Source organism: Nonomuraea sp. NPDC005650 (genome assembly GCF_040605375.1).
Lineage (GTDB): Bacteria > Actinomycetota > Actinomycetes > Streptosporangiales > Streptosporangiaceae > Nonomuraea.
In genome coordinates this window covers 199,229-216,616 of the sequence record NZ_JBEXCR010000007.1, presented here as the reverse complement: position 1 = coordinate 216,616, position 17,388 = coordinate 199,229, and the positions used below count along the sequence as shown (strand labels likewise).

Here is a 17,388-nt window from a genome sequence, read left to right as displayed (position 1 = left end):
GGCCGCCGGCGCCCGTGCCGTACGGCGTCACGGGCGCGCCACCGGGGCGGGGCGGCAGGGCCTACGCCTCCGTGTGCGGCAGGTTGCTGGCCGCCACCAGGGTGCGGATCGCCCGCAGGGCGACCGACAGGGTGGCCAGGTCGAAGTGGTCGCTCTCCCAGATCTCCGAGAGCGTCTGCCGCGCCCGGGAGACCGCCGCCGAGTTGGCCTCCGACCAGCGCGCCAGCCGCTCCTCCGGCGGCAGCCCCGGCGTGCTGTGGGCCAGCACGTCGCGGGTCAGCGAGGCATGCGCGGCGTAGAGGTCGTCGCGCAGGGCGGAGCGGGCCATCGAGTTCCAGCGGTTGTCCCGGGGCAGCGCGATGATGCGCTCCCGGAGGCGGGCCAGCTGGAGCCGGTCCGCCAGGTCGAAGTAGACCTCCGCCACCTCTGCCACCGGGCGGCCCGTCAGCGACGCCACCTCCACCAGGTCCAGCATCGAGTACGCGGGCACCATGGCGGCCGCCCGCTCGGCCAGCTCCAGCGGCACGCCCCTGGCGACGAACGAGTCGCGCCGCTCCTCGTAGGCGGCCAGGTCGGGCCCCGTGAGCAGCTTCGGGATGTGGGACAGCAGGCCGTTGACGCCCTTCATGAAGAAGCTGACGGACCCGGCCAGGTCCAGCGGCGGCCGGCGGTTGACCAGCAGCCAGCGAGTGCCGCGCTCGGCGAGCTTGCGGGCCTCCAGCAGCATGGCGATCTGGGTGGCCGTGTCGACCTTGTTGTCCAGGGCCTCCACGGCGCGGTGGAAGCTGGGCAGGTCGAACACCTCGCGCGCCACGAGGTAGGCACGCACGATGTCGGGCGTCGAGGCCCCGGTCTCCTCGCCGAACCGGTACATGAACGAGGTGCCCATGGAGTTGACCAGCTCGTTCACCACGCAGGTGGTGATGATCTCGCGCCGCAGCGGGTGGGCGTCCATGTAGGGGCGGAACCGCTCGCGCAGCGCGGACGGGAAGTACGACACCAGCCACGAGGCCAGGTACGGGTCGTCGGGCAGGTCGGAGCCCAGCAGCTCGGCGTCGGCGACCAGCTTGGTGTAGGCCAGCAGGACGGAGAACTCGGGCGCGGTCAGGCCGAGCCTGGCCTGGCGGCGCTCGGCCAGCGTCTTGTCCGAGGGCAGGAACTCCAGCTCCCGGTTGACCAGGCCGTCCCGTTCGAGGCGGCGCAGGTAGCGGGAGTGGATGTGGAGCATCTCGACGGCCTGGGTGCGGGCCGCGGCGAGGACCACGTTCTGGGCGTAGTTGTCGCGCAGCACCAGGTCGGCGACCTCGTCGGTCATCGAGGTGAAGACCTGGTTGCGCTGCTTGTCGGTCAGCTCGCCGTCGCGGACGACCTGGTCGAGCAGGATCTTGATGTTCACCTCGTGGTCGGAGGTGTCGACCCCGGCGGAGTTGTCGATGAAGTCGGTGTTGACCAGCCCGCCGTTCAGCGCGAACTCGATGCGGGCGAGCTGGGTGAAGCCCAGGTTGCCGCCCTCGCCGATGACCTTGCAGCGCAGCTCGGCGGCGTTGACCCGCAGCGCGTCGTTGGCCTTGTCGCCCACGTCGGCGTTGGACTCGGAGCCGGCCTTGACGTACGTGCCGATGCCGCCGTTCCACAGCAGGTCGACGGGGGCCCGCAGGATGGCGCTGATCAGGTCGTTGGGGGCCAGGGACGCGACCCCGGAGGGGATGCCGAGCGCCTCGCGCATCTGCGGCGTGATGTGGATCGACTTGGCCGTGCGGGGGAAGACGCCGCCGCCGGACGAGATCAACTTGGTGTCGTAGTCCTCCCAGGAGCTGCGCGGCAGCTCGAAGAGGCGCTGCCGCTCCGCGTACGAGCGGGCCGCGTCGGGCGAGGGGTCGACGAAGATGTGCCGGTGGTCGAACGCGGCCATCAGCCGGATGTGCCGGGACAGCAGCATGCCGTTGCCGAACACGTCACCGGACATGTCGCCGATCCCGGCCACCGTGAAGTCGGTGCTCTGCACGTCGACGCCCATGGTCCGGAAGTGGTACTTGACCGACTCCCAGGCGCCGCGGGCGGTGATGCCCATGACCTTGTGGTCGTAGCCGACCGAGCCGCCGGAGGCGAACGCGTCGCCCAGCCAGAAGCCGTACTCCTTGGCCACGCCGTTGGCGATGTCGGAGAAGGTCGCGGTGCCCTTGTCGGCGGCGACCACGAGGTAGGTGTCGTCGCCGTCGTGCCTGACCACGTCGGGCGGCGGCACGACCTTGCCGTCCACGAGGTTGTCGGTCACGTCGAGCAGGCCGGAGATGAACGTCCGGTAGCAGGCGACGCCTTCGACGAGCATCTCTTCCCGCGTTCCGGACACTGGCGGCTGTTTTACGACAAATCCGCCCTTAGACCCAGTGGGGACGATGACGGTGTTTTTCACCATCTGCGCCTTTACCAGGCCGAGAATCTCCGTACGGAAGTCCTCCATGCGGTCCGACCACCGCAGCCCGCCCCGCGCCACTTTCCCGAAGCGCAGGTGCACGCCTTCGACCCGCGGCGAATAGACGAATATTTCGTACTTCGGCCGCGGCAGAGGCAGGACGCTGATCGCCAGCGGGTCGAACTTGAGGGATATGTACGGTTTGCGGTGCCCTTCCACCGTTTGGAAGTAATTCGTACGCAATGTCGCCTGGATCATCTCCAGGTACGCCCGCAGGATCCGGTCCTCGTCCAGGGAGGCCACCTCGTCGAGCGCGCCCAGGATCTCCTCGGTGAGCGCCTCGGCCAGATCGAGCCGTACGTCCTCGCCGCGCCGCGGATCGAGCCTGGCCTCGAAGAGGCTCACCAGCAGTCGCGCCAGCCGCACGTTCCCGGCCAGCACCCGCTCCATGTAGGTCTGTGAGAACGTGCCCCCGGCCTGGCGCAGGTACTTGGCGTACACCCGGAGGATCTCGACCTGCTCCCAGGTCAGCCCGGCGCTCAGGATGAGCGAGTTGAAGTCGTCGGCCTCGACCTGCCCCTTCCAGAGGGCGCCGAGCCCTTCCTGGAACAGCCGCTTGAAGTCGTCCCTGCCGACCTCCTCCGTCGGCGTGTACCGCAGGCCGAAGTCGTAGATCCAGGCGTTCTTGGTGTTGGGGTCGTTGTCACGGTCGATCTCGTACGGCCGCTCGTCCACGACCTCGACGCCGAGCCGCTGGATCAGCGGCAGCGCCTGGGAGAGCGAGATGGGCGAGCCGACCTTGTAGATCTTGAGCCGCCGCTCCCCCTCGGCCGCGTCGTACGGCTCGTAGAGGTTGATGTCGACCTGCGCGCCGTCGCCCACGGCCACCAGGTCCTCCAGGCGGCGCAGGTCGACGACGGCGACCTTGGGCGGGAAGTCCGCCTTGTAGCCCTCGGGGAACGCGGACGCGTACCGCTTGATGAGCGCGGGCGCCTCGTCCTCGGAGGTCCTCCGCCCCAGCTCGGTGGCCAGGTCGTCCTCCCAGGAGCGGGTCAGGGCGGCCAGCCGCGCCTCCAGCTCCTCCACGTCCACGCTCGGCGGCGGGAGCTGCTTGCCCCGCTCGCCGCGCACGACCACGTGCAGCCGGGCCAGCACGGACTCGCCGATCATCGCGCTGTAGTCGAGGGACTTGCCGCCCAGGGCCTTGAGCAGCACCTCCTGCATCTTCAGCCGCACCTTGGTGGTGTAGCGGTCGCGCGGCAGGTAGATCAGGCAGGAGATGTAGCGGCCGTAGTCGTCGCGGCGGAGGAAGAGCTTGACCTGCTTGCGCTCGCGCAGCCGCAGCACGCCCAGCGCGATCGGCAGGAGCTGGTCGATCGAGGTCTGGAAGAGCTCGTCGCGGGGGAACGTCTCGAGGATCTCGATCAGGTCCTTGCCGTCGTGGCTGTCGGGCGCCAGCCCGGCCTTGTCCAGCACGGCCGCCAGCTTCCGCCGGAGGACGGGGATCCTGGAGATCGACTCGTTGTAGGCCACGTGTGTGAACAGGCCCAGGAACCGCCGCTCGCCGACCACCTCGCCCTCGGGCGAGAAAATCTTGACCCCGACATAGTCGAGGTAGGCCGCCCGGTGTACGGTGGCCCGCGAGTTGGCCTTGGTGGTGATCACGAGCTGCTTCTCGCGCGCCTTGGCGCGCACCTCGGCGGGCAGCGCCGAGAAGCTCTCCGAGCCGATCTTGTCGTCGCGCAGGATGCCCAGAGCCGCGCCCGGCACCGCCCGCAGCGTCTCGCCCTCGTCGGTGTGCTGGAGCCGGTACTCGCGGTAGCCCAGGAAGGTGAAGTGCCCGTCGGCGAGCCAGCGCAGGAGGTCGATGCTGTCCTCGACCTCCGCGGGCTCCAGCGGCGGCGGGCTCATGCTCAGGTCTTCGGCGGTCTGTACGGCCAGCGCCCGCATCTTCCTGAAGTCCTCGACCGCGTGGCGCACGTCGGTGAGCACCCGCTGCAGGTCGGCTTCGAGCTCCTTGAGCGCCTCGGGATCGGCCTGCCGGTCGACCTCGATGTGCATCCACGACTCGACCATCACCTGGCCGGTGACGTCCTCCTGGCCGCGGCCGAGCATCCGGCCCGTCATGTCGCGGCGCACCCGCATCTGGGGGTGGACCAGCAGGTGGATGCCCAGGTCGTGGCGGCCGAGCTCCATCGTCACCGAGTCGACGAGGAACGGCATGTCGTCGGTGACCACCTCGACGACCGAGTGGCCCGGGTCCCAGCCGTTCTCGTCCAGGGTGGGGGTGTAGGCGCGGACCACGGCGCGGCCCTGGGGGCGGACCTCGGCCAGCTGCCGCTGCGACATCGCGGGGCCGTACACGTCAACGGGGTTGCGGTCGAGCAGGTCCTCCGGCGCGACGTGCCGGTAGTAGAACCGGAGGAAGGACAGGGCCTCCTCGGTGCCCACATGTTCGCTGCTCGCCGCGCAACTCTCTGCGGCTCGCTGGAGCAGCTCGTCCTTGGCCTCGTCGAGGGGCATTTCGGTCTCACTCCTTTGTGAGGGTTTGCCAAAGCTGTTCATAGCCAGGCCCTTAGCTCCCACAGCAGCGGGAAGTAGTGCAAGCGCGTTCTGTCGCGCAGATAGGGGGCGCCTGTCGAGCCGCCGGTGCCCGACTTGGTGCCGATTTGGCGTTCGACCATCTGGACATGACGCATCCGCCAGCGCGCGGCGTCGGCGTCGTGCGTCAGCAGGTCTTCGGCCAGTTGCCACAGATCGTCGTACGACCCGCGGTCCCTCGCCACGGCCAGCAGCGAGCCCATGATCTCGTCGTCGGAGACCGGCAGGCCACGCTGGGAGAGGGCGGTGAGGTAAGCATCCCACAGCGTGGGCTCCTCCAGCCTGTGGCGCAGCCGTGCGAGCTCCGTGTCGCTGGCGTGCCTGAAGCTGCTGAGATAGCGCTCGTCCTTCAGCCCGGACAGGAACTCCAGCTCACGGAACTGGACCGACTGGAAGCCGCTGGCGGGCGCCAGCTTCTCCCGGAACTGGAGGAAGTCCTGGGGCGTCATCGTCTCCAGGACGTCCACCTGCTCGATCAGCACCTTCTCGACCGCGTGCACCCGTCGGAACACGTGCCTGGCCCGCCAGAGCTCGCCGGCGAACATGGCCTCGCGGGCGTTCTCCAGCTCGTGGAGCAGCAGCTTGAACCACAGCTCGTAGACCTGGTGAATGGTGATGAAGAGCAGCTCGTCGGGCGCTTCCGACTCCGGCCGCTGCTGCGCGAGCAGCTCGGGCAGGCGAAGATAGCCGCCGTACGACAGCCGACCGCCTTCTTCGCCGAACCGCCGATGCGGGGGAACGGGCGCATCACCGTCGATGCCCACCGAACACCTCCCCCTGACCGTCCGGACACGCTACACCGGACGCAAAGCCTCACCGTACCGATACCACCCGAAAAGGGCACAGACGTCAACGTGACATCGACATCGGGGGGTCGTCACCGGAGGAGGCTGAGGGAGCGTTCTTGAGCTCGTCGAGCTGGTCTGGAAGCTCGGCAAGCTCAATCAGCTCCGCCTGACATCTCTCGCACGTATCGAGGTGGCGCTCGAATGCCTCGTGCTCGTCATCATCGAGGACTCCGAGGACATAGGCAGCCACCCCGTCATGCATCAGCCGGCTACCCCCTTGTCCCGCAGCAGTTCGCGAAGAGCCCGGATCCCGTAGTAGAGCCGGGACTTCACCGTGCCCGGTGGTATCCCCAGGATCTCCGCTGCTTCATTAATCGTACGGTCTCGGAGGTAGGTCTGCTCTATGACTTCGCGGTGTTCTTCAGAGAGGCTGCGAAGCGCATCGGCGACGATCATCGCCGAGAGAGCCCGCTCCGAGCCGTCGGGGACGGCCATCATGTCGACTTCGGGCGGCTCGACCTCTTGAGGCCGGACGCTCTTCCGTCGACGTCCATCGATAACGATGCGGCGGGCTACCGTCAGTAGCCACGCCCATATAAGGCTTGGTTCCCACTGCAGTCTTGCCGAGTTTTTCCAGGCTCGGACGAGCGTCTCCTGCACCACGTCTTCGGCCCATTGAAGGTCGTTGCCTGTCGATTTGCGTACGTGGCGCAGCAGAGGGCCGCCGAACTCCTGGTAAAGCACCGCAATGCGATGCTCCGCCTCGGCATCCGCACTCTCGAACCTGCCGTCGAGGTGACCTAGCACGGGGCACATCTTTACACCTTCGTTATCTCGGCGGTAGCCACTCCGATAACTCCAGTCATTTCTAACTATCTCCGACCATGTGCTGAACCAAGCCGGAGAGACTCGCGTACCTCCGACCATGCACAGGCTTTTGCGCGGTGGCGAGCTGTTCATGCTCGGAGGCTTCGTCGTGGCGGCCGCGGTGACGATCGTGCTGGTCATGCCACCTTCGATCGATCCCGCCGCCACTGCGGCGACCCAGACCTCATCGGGGCCCGTCACGGCCGCCGACCGTGACCTGCTCATCAAAGTGCGGCAGGCCGGTCTCTGGGAGATGCCCGCGGGCGACTACGCCCAGACCCGCGCCGAGTCCCAACGCGTCAAGGAAGTCGGCAGGCTGATCATGGAGGACCACCAGAGGCTGGACCTCCTGACACGCCAAACAGCCAAGAAGCTGGGCGTGGCCCTGCCCGCCGAGCCCAACGCCGATCAGCAGAGCTGGATGGCCCAGCTGGCTGCGGAGCGTGGGCCCGCCTTCGACAGGGACTTCGCAAACCTGTTGCGTGCCGCGCACGGCAAGGTCTTCACCGTCGTGGCGGGCGTACGGGCCGGCACGCGCAACGCGGAGATCAGGAAGTTCGCCCAGGAAGGCATCAACTTCGTCATGCGCCACATGGCGCTCCTGGAGTCCACCGGCCTGGTCGATCACACCCAGTTGCCCGAACCCCCGACGCCCTCACCCGCTCCACCCGTCGCGATGGCGGTCGAAAAGAGGAGACAGGCATGACGAGATCCAGACGCATGGCCGCGGCCGTGTCCACATTGGCCGTGGTGGCAAGCGGTTTGGTGTCCGCGGCGGTCATCGGAGTCGGCCCCGCGCTCGCCGACCACTGTGACCCGGCCAAGGCTTCCCAGGAGCAGCAGCAGGGCCAGCGGCAGAACCGGAACCAGAACCAAGATCAGGGCCAACAGGATCAAGATCAGCAGGGACAGGATCAGAACCAGCAACAGCAGGACCCGAACCAGAACCAGGACCAGAACGGTCAGAACCAGAACCAGAACAACCAGGATCAGAACGGCCAGGACCAGAACAACCAGCAGCAGAACAACCAGCAGAACGGCCAGCAGCAGGACCAGAACGGCGACCAGCAGCAGAACGCCGACCAGCAGGGCCAGGGCGGCGGCGCCGCCGTGCTCGACCCGGCCCAGAACCCCGACGAGCAGAACGCCGAGACGTTCGGCCGCCGCAACCGCCCGACCAGGAGCCCGGACCAGGGCAACAACAACGGCAATAACGGAAACAACGGTAATAACGGCAACAATGGGAACAACGGCAACGGAACCGCCTCCCCCAGCCCCTCTCCCACCGCCTCCAACGACGACGACCACAACGAATGCGCCGACCTGGGCCCGTTCGTCGAGGACTTCGTCAACATCCGCCAGATAGCGCCGCGCCAGCTTGACGCCCGCATCGGCAGGGGCGGCTCGCGCGGCACCTTCGTCTCCCAGTGCGGGACGAACCAGAACCGCCACAACAACCCGGACAACTTCATCGTCGCCCCCGGCGTGAGCAACGGAGCGCACCACCTGCACGACTACGTGGGCAACCTGTCCACGGACGGCTTCTCCACGGACGAGAGCCTGGCCGCCGCGGGCACCACGTGCCGACAGGGCGACAAATCCACCTACTTCTGGCCGGTCCTCAGAGACCGCAAGGTGGACGTGAACACCGAGGACGCGGACGGCAACGTCGGCCAGGTGCTGCGCGCACGCAACGTGACGCTCCAGTTCCGCGGGAACGCCACCTCCCAGGTCGTCGCGATGCCGAGGTTCCTCAGGCTGATCACCGGTGACGCCAAGGCCGCCACGAACGGCACGGCCAACGCCCGCGCCGGGTGGTCCTGCACGGGATTCCAAAATCGCATAAGTCCCGACAAATATCCGCTTTGCCCGCGCGGCAGCCAGGTCGTTCGTATCCTGGACTTTCCTAGCTGCTGGGACGGACAGAACACTGATAGCGCCAATCACAGAACGCACGTGGTCTTCCCTGGTCAGGGAGGCGCCTGCCCACAAGGGACCAAGGCGGTGCCGGCACTGCGCATGACCCTCACGTACAACGTGCCGCAGGGCCCGTCATTCGCCGTGGACTCCTTCCCTGAGCAGAAGCACAACCCCGTCACCGACCACGCGGACTTCGCGAACGTGATGCCCGATCGGCTGATGCAATTCGTCGTCTCTTGCATCAACCGGGGCCGCCGATGCTGATCTGACAGCCCTCACGGGCTACCCAGCCTTCCGAGTCGCACCCTCACCCGACGTTGGAGGGAACCTTAGATGCTCCACAGACGACACCCCCGGCACACTCCCACGAAGCTGGACACGAGAGGTGTCCGGCTGGGAGCCAGCGCCATGGTCATGGCAGTCGTTCTGTCGGCGTTCGCGCTGACCAGGACCGACCGTGGCATCGCGATACTGGGCCGGGTGGTGGCCTTCCTCGAGTTCTACGTGGGCGTGATGGCCCTGGTGACGTTCACCGCGACCGTCGCGCTCGGCATCATCACCACCGAGCGGGTCTTCCTGTCGCCGGTCAACCGGGTCAGGTCGCAACTCGCCCACAAGGCCTTCGGGCTTCTCGGGATGATCTTCCTGATCACGCACATCTCACTCATGATCAGTCTGGGACACGTGCCGCCGGGCGCGGCGGTCGTCCCGATCGCGGGCATCAACAAGGGCCTGGGCATCCTGGCCTTCGACCTGATGATCCTGGCTGTGGTCACGGGAGTACTCAGGAGGCGCTGGGCGGCGAAGGCCAGGCCGTGGATGTGGCGGGTGATGCACTCCGCCGCGTACATCGGCTGGCCCGTCGCCATCATGCACGGGTTGACGGCCGGCCGCCCTCCGGCCGGCTGGGTCGCCTGGTCCTACGTGGCCAGCATCGCGGCGGTCGGCGGAGCGCTGGTCGTCCGCGTGCTGGCCTCGGTCTTCCGCCCGCCGGTCACGCTCGAGAAGATCCAGGGGCCGGCGGTCACCTCCCCCGCCGCCATGGGCGTGCCCGACGAGCGGATGCAGCCGCAGAAGGTCGCGGCCGGGGCCGCCGCCACGGGCCCGGCTCAGGCCCAAGCTCCGGCCCCCGCCCAGGCTCAGGCTCAAAGAAGAAACGCGCCAGTGAGCCTCGCCGAGCGGCGCAGGTACCGGGAGGCGGGATGAGACCGCCCGCTATCTGGATGATCCCCGCAACCCGACAGGAGCGACCGTGATTCCGGCCCGAGTGCCGCGGGTCTTACGGATGGGTCCGGCCCGGCTGACCGCCGGGCTGGACCAGACCCGCCGTCTGGACCTGCCCGCCCACCGCACCCTCCATGGCTCTCCCAAGCCGCGCGACCTCGAAGACCTCATCTCGATCGCCAACGAGGTGGACATGCGCGGCCGTGGCGGCGCGGCGTTCCCGTTCGCGCGCAAGCTGCGGGCCGTCGCCGACGCGGTGGGCTCGGGCGGCGAGTGCGTCGTCCTCATCAACGGCGCCGAGGGCGAGCCCGCCAGCTCCAAGGACGCCATGCTGCTGACCCGCAACCCGCACCTGGTGCTGGACGGGGCGGTGCTGGCGGCCGAGGCGCTGGGCGCCCGCGAGGTGGTGCTCGCCACGGCCGGCGGCGAGGTCGCCGAGGCGTCCGTCAGCGCCGCCGTGGACGAGCGCCGGGCCGCGAACGTCTCCGGCGGCGCGGAGAGCCGCATCCCGATCCGGGTGGTCGGGATCAAGGAGAGGTTCATCTCCGGGGAGGGCGGCGCCCTGGTCAACGCCGTCAACGGCGAGAAGGGCATCCCGCCCGGCCGCAAGAGGCGGGCCGCGATCAGCGGCGTGGACGGGCTGCCGACCCTGCTGTCCAACACGGAGACGTACGCTCAGCTGGCGCTGCTGGCCGAGCTCGGCCCGGACAGGTACGCCGAGGTCGGCACCGCCAAGGAGCCCGGCACCATCCTGCTCACCGTCAGCGGCGGCGCGGCCAGCGGCGCGGTCATCGAGGCGCCGACGGGCACCTATCTGGCGGACGTGCTCGCGCTCACCGAGGCCGAGATCGGCGACGGGGTGCTCATCGGGGGCTACCACGGCGCCTGGCTCTCGGCCGAGGTGGCCCAGACGGCCGTGATCTCGCGCGAGGGCATGAAGCTGGCCGGCGCGACCCTGGGGGCCGGGATCATCGTCCCGCTCGGCGAGTCGACGTGCTCGCTGGGCGAGGCCGCCAGGGTCACCTCCTACCTGGCGGGCGAGTCGGCCGGCCAGTGCGGCCCGTGCCGGCTCGGCCTGCCGGACCTGGCCTGGGCCATGAACTCACTGGTCGAGGGGAACGGCTCCGTGGACGCCGTACGGCGCTGCGTGCGCGGCGTCGAGCGGCGGGGGGCGTGCTTCCACCCGGACGGCACGGCCAAGTTCGTGCTGTCGGCGCTGGACGCGTTCGAGACCGAGATCGCGCTCCATCTGGAGCACGGCTCGTGCGGCCGGCCGGTGCGCGGCGTGCTGCCGATGCCCGAGCCCGAGAAGGACTACGTCGAATACCGGCTGGAGGTCGACTGGTCCCGCTGCGCGGGACACGGGCTCTGTGCCCACCTGCTGCCGGAGTTCGTGGAGCTGGACGACTACGGGTTCCCGTCGTTCAGGACCGTTCCGGGCTGGATGGCCAAGGAGGCGCGGCGCACGGTCGAGATGTGCCCCGCACTGGCCCTGCGGATGGTCCAGACCACGGGAGACGGCCACGGTGGTCCGGCTCCGAAGCCGGCCGGGTCGCCGCTGCGCCTCGTCAAGGACGGAACCCTCAAGAAGGCCGACAAGAGCACACCGCGGCTCACCCGGGTCGGGGCCCCCACTCCCAGGAGCGCGTTCGGAGGTAGCGCCGGGTGAACCCCGAAGTGATGGAGATGTGACCAAACCTGGCGGGTCATCCCGACGTCTCACCGAGCGGCTCAACCCCGATCACCACGGAGGCGTCCATGGACCGCCGGGACTTTCTGCACGTCGCCGCGCTCGCCCCACTGGCCGCCACCGCGCGGCCTACTGGCACGTCCGGCCTCTCCGCGCCGCCGCCCAACTGGGCGAGGCTGCGGAGACAGCTGGCGGGCACGCTCGTGCTGCCGGGTGACGCCGGATACGACGGCGCGCGCCGCCTCTACAACCCCGCCTACGACCGGATCCGGCCGGGCGGGGTCGCTTACTGCGCGAGCGCGGCCGACGTGTCGGCGTGCCTGACGTTCGCGCGCACCAGCGGCGTGCCCATCACCCCCCGCTCGGGAGGCCACTCCTACGCCGGCTGGTCCACGGGCACCGGGCTGGTGATCGACGTGTCCAGGATGAGCTCGGTCGCCTATGCGGGCGGCCGGGCCACGATCGGCGCGGGCGCCAAGCTGATCGACGTGTACGACCGGCTCGCCCGCCACGGCGTGAGCATCCCCGCGGGCACCTGCCCCACGGTCGGGATCGGCGGCCTCACGCTGGGCGGAGGCATCGGCGTGGTGTCGAGGAAGTACGGCCTCACGTGCGACACCCTCCAGTCGGTACGCGTCGTCACGGCCGACGGCCGCACCCTCGACTGCGACACCGCCCGCAACGCCGGCCTCTACTGGGCCTGCAGGGGCGGCGGCGGCGGGAACTTCGGCGTGGCGGTGTCCTTCACGTTCAGGACGTTCACGGCGCGTGACATCACCGTGTTCTTCCTGCACTGGCCCTGGGCCAAGGCGGGCGCCGCGGTCAAGGCGTGGCAGTCGTGGGCGCCGTCGGCGCCGGACGAGCTGTGGTCCTCGCTGCAACTGGGGCGCTCGGGCGGCGGCGGCCTGGACGTGGCGATCGTCGGCGCGTACGTCGGCGGCAGGCCCGCGCTCGACCGGCTGCTGGCCCCGCTCGTCGCCAAGGTCGGCCGGCCCTCCTCCCGCTCGGCGCGGACGGTCCCCTATCTGGACGGCATGAAGATCATGGGTGGCTGCGCGGGCAGGTCGACCGCCGAGTGCCGGCGGACGCCCCGGGAGGCGTTCGTGGCCAAGTCGCACCTGGCGTACGCGAAGCTGCCGGCCGACGGCGTGCGGGCGCTGGTGGACGGGGTGGCCCGCGGCGGGCGGCACTCGGTGCTGCTGGACGCCATGGGAGGGGCCATCGGCCGGATCGCTCCCGCGGACACGGCGTTCGCGCACCGGGCGGCGCTTTACAGCGTGCAGTATTACGCGGAGGGGACGGATCGGCGGTGGCTGCGCGGGCTACATTCCGACATGTCCCCATTTTTCGGGGATCATGCTTACGTTAATTACATAGACCCCGATTTGCGTAATTGGCGAAGTGCGTATTACGGACCGAATGCCGGCCGGCTGGCCGAGGTGAAGTCCACGTACGACCCCGGCCGGCTGTTCCGATTGCCCCAGGGCATCTAGATCTGTCCGCGTACGTACACCGGCTCCCCCACCTTCACCATGTTGTACAGGCGCACGGACGTCGACAGCGGCACGCGTACGCAGCCGTGCGAGGCGGGTCTGAGGGGCACCTCCGTCGAGCCGTGCATGGCGATGCCGCCGACGAAGTAGGACGAGTTGAACATCGAGCCCAGCCGGCTCTGCGTCCAGCCGGGCGCCTTCCTCTCCACGTGGAAGTCGCCCACCGGCGTGACCGCGTTGCCGCAGTGGCCCTTCTCGCAATACCGCACCTCGGCGCCGGTGGAGATGTGGGTGACCAGCGCCGGGCGGTTGTCGCGGTAGACGGTGAGCAACTGGTGCGACAGGCTGATCTCCACCCGGTCCGCGCCGCCCTGCGGCACCAGCGGGCGCAGGCCCTTGCTCCGGTTGAGCGCCGCCAACGTCTTCTGCCCCACTTCGTTCCTCGGCGTCAGCCCCCTGCTCTTCTGGAATCCCCAGACCGCGTACCTCGTCTGGTCGTCGAAGATCCCGTGCGTCTCGCCGAAGTAGAAGCCGCCGTCGTGCAGGCGGCGCTGGAGCTGCCTGACCGCCTCGCTCCGGTCGCCCATCCGCAGCGGGACGATCTTCCCGGCATGGGCGCCCTTGACGCCTTTGACGCCCTTGACGCCCTTGACCGCCGGCACAGACTTCACGACCGGCACGGGCTTCGCCACCGGCACAGGCTTCGCCGCTGGCACAGGCTTCACGACCGGCGCGGGCTTCGCCGCCGGCATGGTTATCACCGCCGGCACGGTTATCACCGCCGGGACCGACCTGACCTCCGGGCCGCCCGGGTCGGTCTGGGCCCCCGTGTTCCCCTGCGCAGGTTTGTCCGGCTGCGAGGGCTCGTCCGCCAGGGCGGGCGCCGCGGCCAAGAGCGGCAGAAAACATCCCGCGGCCAGCGCCGCCATTCCCCTTATCCTCATAAATCGACGCGTACCCAGATCGCCGATAATTCACGTCCAACGGGAGGTTTTGTCAAGCAAAGTCCGACGGAATATCAATACCGGGAAAATACCGGCATTTCTGCTCTATTCGCCATCCGTCACGCGTCGCGGTACCGGAGGAGCAGGCCGCCGCCCAGGAGGGAGGCGGCGGACCAGGCGGCGAGGACGCCGAGCCCCTCCCACGGGCCGATGGGGAGGGAGGCCAGATCCACGGTCGTCTGGACGGCCAGCCCGGCGTTCGTCGGGGACACCGACCACAGGAACCGCCGCAGCTCGGGGTCCGCGACCATGAGGATCGCGACCGGGAAGACGTACAGGAGCCCGAGCACGGCCCCGGCCGCCGCGGCGGAGTCGCGGACGGCGGTGGCCAGACCGAGGCTGAGCAGCGCGATCAGCACCAGGTACAGGACCGAGCCCGCGGCGGCGCGCAGGGTGGGCCCGTCGGCCAGGGACAGCGGCGGGTAGCCGTGCGCGGCCGTGAAGCCGCTGCCCGGCAGCAGGAGCCGCCCGGCCAGCACGGACCCGAGGACGGCCAGGATCCCCGCGCCCAGCGTGAGCCCGCCGACCACCACCGCCTTGGCGGCCAGGGCGGTGGCCCGGCGCGGCATGGCGGTGAGGCTGGTGCGGATCATGCCGGTGCTGTACTCGCCGCAGACCGCCACCACGGCCAGCAGGGCGACCAGCGCCTGGCCCAGCTGGACCCCGACGAGGCTGATCCTGGCCGCGTCCTGCCCGCACCCGGCCGCCGCGCAGGGCACCACGGCCGCTCCGACGGCGCTCGCGACCACGGTCAGCACGACGACCCCGGCCAGCAGCCAGCCGGGCCCCGCCAGGGTCCGCAGCTTGGTCCACTCGGCGTGCGTCTCCCGTCTCATACGTCCCTCCGGCGCAGCCGGTGGGCGGCCAGGGCGAGGGCGAGGGCGGCGTACGCGCACAGGACCGCGAACCCCGCCCAGGGCGCCAGCGGGAAGAAGCCGTCCGCCGGTGCGAAGCGGGCGGTCACCTGCTCGTACGCGGTCATGCTCTGCTGGATCGCGAAACCCGCCGCCGGAGTGAGCCGCAGCAGCCACCGCGCCGCCTCGTCGGGCAGCAGCGACGTGGTCGCCAGCACGTACGGGACGACGATCGCCACGATGGCGGCGATGACGGCCACGGCGCTGCGCCGGAACAGCGACCCGAGGGCGAGCGCGAGGACGGCGGCCACGGCGAGCAGCCCGGCGGTCCCGGCGATCATCCGCACGGCGGTGAGCGGCGCCAAGGGGGCCAGGGCGTTGCCGTTGCCCGCCAGGAGAGCCCGGCCGACCGGCACCGTGACGGCGGCGGCGACCAGCCCGAAGGCGAAGGCGGCCGCGAAGATCACGACGGCCTTGGCCGCCAGCGCCCGGCTCCGCCGCGGGCTGGCGAGCAGGGTGGTGCGGATGAGCCCGCGCCGGTACTCGGAGGTGACGAACGCCACGGCGACCACGCTGACGGCGACCAGCCCCGTCAGCACCCCGGTCAGGACGCGCTCGGCGGGCATGCGCTCGACGTCCGGCGCGATGTCGCCCACTCCGGTGATCCTGAACGTGTCGCCGGACCGCACGAGCCCGCCCGGATGGTGCGGGGTGCCGTCGGCCTCCAGCGTGACGCCGAGGTCGTCGCGGGCCCACGTGCCCCCGGCGGCCACGCCCCGCACGCTCACCTGGTCCATGTCGGCGGTGACCTCGGCGAAGCGGGAGGCCGTCGTCGATCCGCCGATCACGTCCCGGGTCACGGTCAGGTCGCCGGGAGAGGCCGCGAACAGCCCGATGCGGACCTTCCCGGTGGCCAGCGGGGCGGTGCCCACCCTGGTCCACCGCGAGCCGTCGGCCGACTCCTCGCCGACGATCGTCCCGCCGGTGCGGGTCAGCCGCAGCCACCGCGGGCCCCCGCCGGGCCGTCCCGCCACGTCCTCGGTGAAGTCGTGCTGCATCCGCACGCCGTGGCTGCCGGTGACCATCATCGCCGCGTACGCGGCTCCCTGCCGGACGCTCTGCTTGATCATGACCCCCGCCTTGGCCCATGGCGTGACGCCGGGGACGACGTTCCGGACGCCGGGGGTGACGTCGGGCTTGCGGAGCTGCCCGGTCATGGAGTTCACGCGTACGGTGATGCTGCCGTCGCCGTCGAGCTGCTGGTGGACGAAGTAGAACCGGTCCTGGACGGCCTCGCCGCCGGGCCCGGTCGGCGGTGCGGGACAGGGCACCTCGATCGGCCCGTTCATGCAGGAGGAGCGGCTGCCGGTCGCGAACAGCACCCCGAGCATGACGATGAGCAGCGCCGCCAGCGTCAGGCCGGCCATCCAGCCGCGTACGGTGCGCAGCTTGGTCCACTCGGCCAGCAGCAGTTGCGCGAAGCCGTCGCGCCCGGCCCGCAGGCCCGAGCGGTAGGGGGTCACCGTGGTCATCGCGCCGCTCCCCTGAACTCGACCGCGTCCCTGGTGAGGTCCAGGTACGCCTCCTCCAGCGACGCCCGATGGGCCGCCACCTCCGAGAACGGCACCCCCCGCGCGGCGAGCAGCCGCACGATGTGCTCGGCCGCCAGCCCGGAGACGACCAGCGTCTCGCGGTCGGTGACGGTCACGGTGCCCCCGGCCGCGGCCAGCACCGACATCGCCTCGGGCCGGGCCGCGGTACGCAGCGTGACCCGGTCCTGTGAGGCGGCCGTGATCAGGTCGGCCACGCTGGTGTCCGCGACGACCCGGCCCCTGCCCACCGCCACGAGATGGCCGGCGGTGTCCTGCAGCTCGCTCATCAGGTGACTGGACACCAGCACGGCGCGCCCCTCCGCGGCCAGCGACCGCAGGAAGCCGCGGATCCACACGATGCCCTCGGGGTCGAGGCCGTTGAACGGCTCGTCCAGCATGAGCACGGGCGGGTCGCCGAGCAGCGCCGCGGCGATGCCGAGGCGCTGGCGCATGCCCAGCGAGAACCCGCCCGCCCTGCGCCGGGCCGCCGGCGTCAGCCCGACCTGCTCGATCACCTCGTCCACCCGCCTGGCGCCCAGTCCCTGGGAGTGGGCCAGCCACAGGAGGTGGTTGCGCGCGGTGCGGCCCGGCTGCAGCGCGCCCGCGTCCAGTAACGCGCCGACGTGGCTCAGCGGGCTGCGCAGGCTCGCGTACGGGCGCCCGCCGACCAGGGCGTGGCCCTCGTCGGCGGCGTCCAGGCCGAGCACCACGCGCATGGTGGTGGACTTGCCCGCGCCGTTCGGCCCGACGAACCCGGTGACCTGGCCGGGCAGCACGGTGAACGTCATCCCGTCCAGGGCCCGGGTCTGGCCGAACCGCTTGCGCAGGCCGCTCACTTCGATGGTTGCTTCCACGGCAGGCAGACTAGGCAGCGGACCCGGCCGGAGTCGTCACGCGCCGGAGCGATCCGCGGCGTCACTGGCGCCAGCTACGCCTCGTCAC

13 protein-coding genes are annotated in these 17,388 nt (G+C 70.1%); 5 read left to right on the top strand and 8 right to left on the bottom strand.

Annotated elements, in window-relative coordinates; all coding sequences use genetic code 11:
• Window positions 1–61: 61 nt before the first annotated feature.
• From ABZS69_RS14365 to ABZS69_RS14350, 4 genes are all read right to left on the bottom strand, one after another.
• Window positions 62–4,936 carry an NAD-glutamate dehydrogenase gene (locus ABZS69_RS14365; RefSeq protein ID WP_355371174.1) on the bottom strand — a complete coding sequence of 1,625 codons (4,875 nt, stop codon included), beginning with the start codon at window positions 4,934–4,936 and terminating at the stop codon, window positions 62–64.
• 38 nt (window positions 4,937–4,974) lie between these two features.
• Window positions 4,975–5,778, bottom strand: a complete 804-nt coding sequence (locus ABZS69_RS14360) for a tryptophan 2,3-dioxygenase family protein (RefSeq protein WP_355371171.1) — start codon at window positions 5,776–5,778, stop codon at window positions 4,975–4,977.
• An 85-nt stretch (window positions 5,779–5,863) separates the two neighbouring features.
• Window positions 5,864–6,064 carry a zf-HC2 domain-containing protein gene (locus ABZS69_RS14355; protein ID WP_355371169.1) on the bottom strand — a complete coding sequence of 67 codons (201 nt, stop codon included), beginning with the start codon at window positions 6,062–6,064 and terminating at the stop codon, window positions 5,864–5,866.
• On the bottom strand, window positions 6,064–6,618 hold the full coding sequence (locus ABZS69_RS14350) for a sigma-70 family RNA polymerase sigma factor (protein WP_355371166.1): 555 nt from the start codon (window positions 6,616–6,618) through the stop codon (window positions 6,064–6,066). Before ABZS69_RS14350 ends, ABZS69_RS14355 begins: the two co-directional genes overlap by 1 nt.
• 109 nt (window positions 6,619–6,727) lie before the next feature.
• Between ABZS69_RS14350 and ABZS69_RS14345 the strand changes: the two genes are divergently transcribed.
• From ABZS69_RS14345 to ABZS69_RS14325, 5 genes are all read left to right on the top strand, one after another.
• Window positions 6,728–7,375, top strand: coding sequence for a DUF4142 domain-containing protein (locus ABZS69_RS14345; protein ID WP_355371163.1), 648 nt, complete (start codon window positions 6,728–6,730; stop codon window positions 7,373–7,375).
• A gap of 14 nt (window positions 7,376–7,389) precedes the next feature.
• Window positions 7,390–8,853 carry a DUF1996 domain-containing protein gene (locus tag ABZS69_RS14340; RefSeq protein ID WP_355371160.1) on the top strand — a complete coding sequence of 488 codons (1,464 nt, stop codon included), beginning with the start codon at window positions 7,390–7,392 and terminating at the stop codon, window positions 8,851–8,853.
• A 150-nt stretch (window positions 8,854–9,003) separates the two neighbouring features.
• Complete coding sequence (locus ABZS69_RS14335) at window positions 9,004–9,795, top strand: hypothetical protein (RefSeq protein ID WP_355371157.1); 792 nt, start codon at window positions 9,004–9,006, stop codon at window positions 9,793–9,795.
• Between the two features lie 46 nt (window positions 9,796–9,841).
• Window positions 9,842–11,482: an NADH-ubiquinone oxidoreductase-F iron-sulfur binding region domain-containing protein gene (locus tag ABZS69_RS14330; protein ID WP_355371154.1), complete on the top strand. Its 1,641-nt coding sequence runs from the start codon at window positions 9,842–9,844 to the stop codon at window positions 11,480–11,482.
• Between the two features lie 89 nt (window positions 11,483–11,571).
• Window positions 11,572–12,996, top strand: a complete 1,425-nt coding sequence (locus tag ABZS69_RS14325) for an FAD-binding oxidoreductase (RefSeq protein WP_355371152.1) — start codon at window positions 11,572–11,574, stop codon at window positions 12,994–12,996.
• On the opposite strand, the gene ABZS69_RS14320 is transcribed toward ABZS69_RS14325, so the two are convergent.
• From ABZS69_RS14320 to ABZS69_RS14305, 4 genes are all read right to left on the bottom strand, one after another.
• Window positions 12,993–13,688, bottom strand: a complete 696-nt coding sequence (locus ABZS69_RS14320; protein ID WP_355371149.1) for a L,D-transpeptidase family protein — start codon at window positions 13,686–13,688, stop codon at window positions 12,993–12,995. The genes ABZS69_RS14325 and ABZS69_RS14320 overlap by 4 nt on opposite strands.
• 371 nt (window positions 13,689–14,059) lie before the next feature.
• Window positions 14,060–14,836: an ABC transporter permease gene (locus ABZS69_RS14315; protein ID WP_355371146.1), complete on the bottom strand. Its 777-nt coding sequence runs from the start codon at window positions 14,834–14,836 to the stop codon at window positions 14,060–14,062.
• On the bottom strand, window positions 14,833–16,386 hold the full coding sequence (locus tag ABZS69_RS14310; RefSeq protein ID WP_355371143.1) for an ABC transporter permease subunit: 1,554 nt from the start codon (window positions 16,384–16,386) through the stop codon (window positions 14,833–14,835). Before ABZS69_RS14310 ends, ABZS69_RS14315 begins: the two co-directional genes overlap by 4 nt.
• A complete protein-coding gene (locus ABZS69_RS14305; protein WP_355371140.1) occupies window positions 16,383–17,300 on the bottom strand; it encodes an ATP-binding cassette domain-containing protein in 918 nt (305 codons plus the stop codon). The genes ABZS69_RS14310 and ABZS69_RS14305 overlap by 4 nt, the downstream gene beginning before the upstream one ends.
• Window positions 17,301–17,388 lie beyond the last annotated feature (88 nt).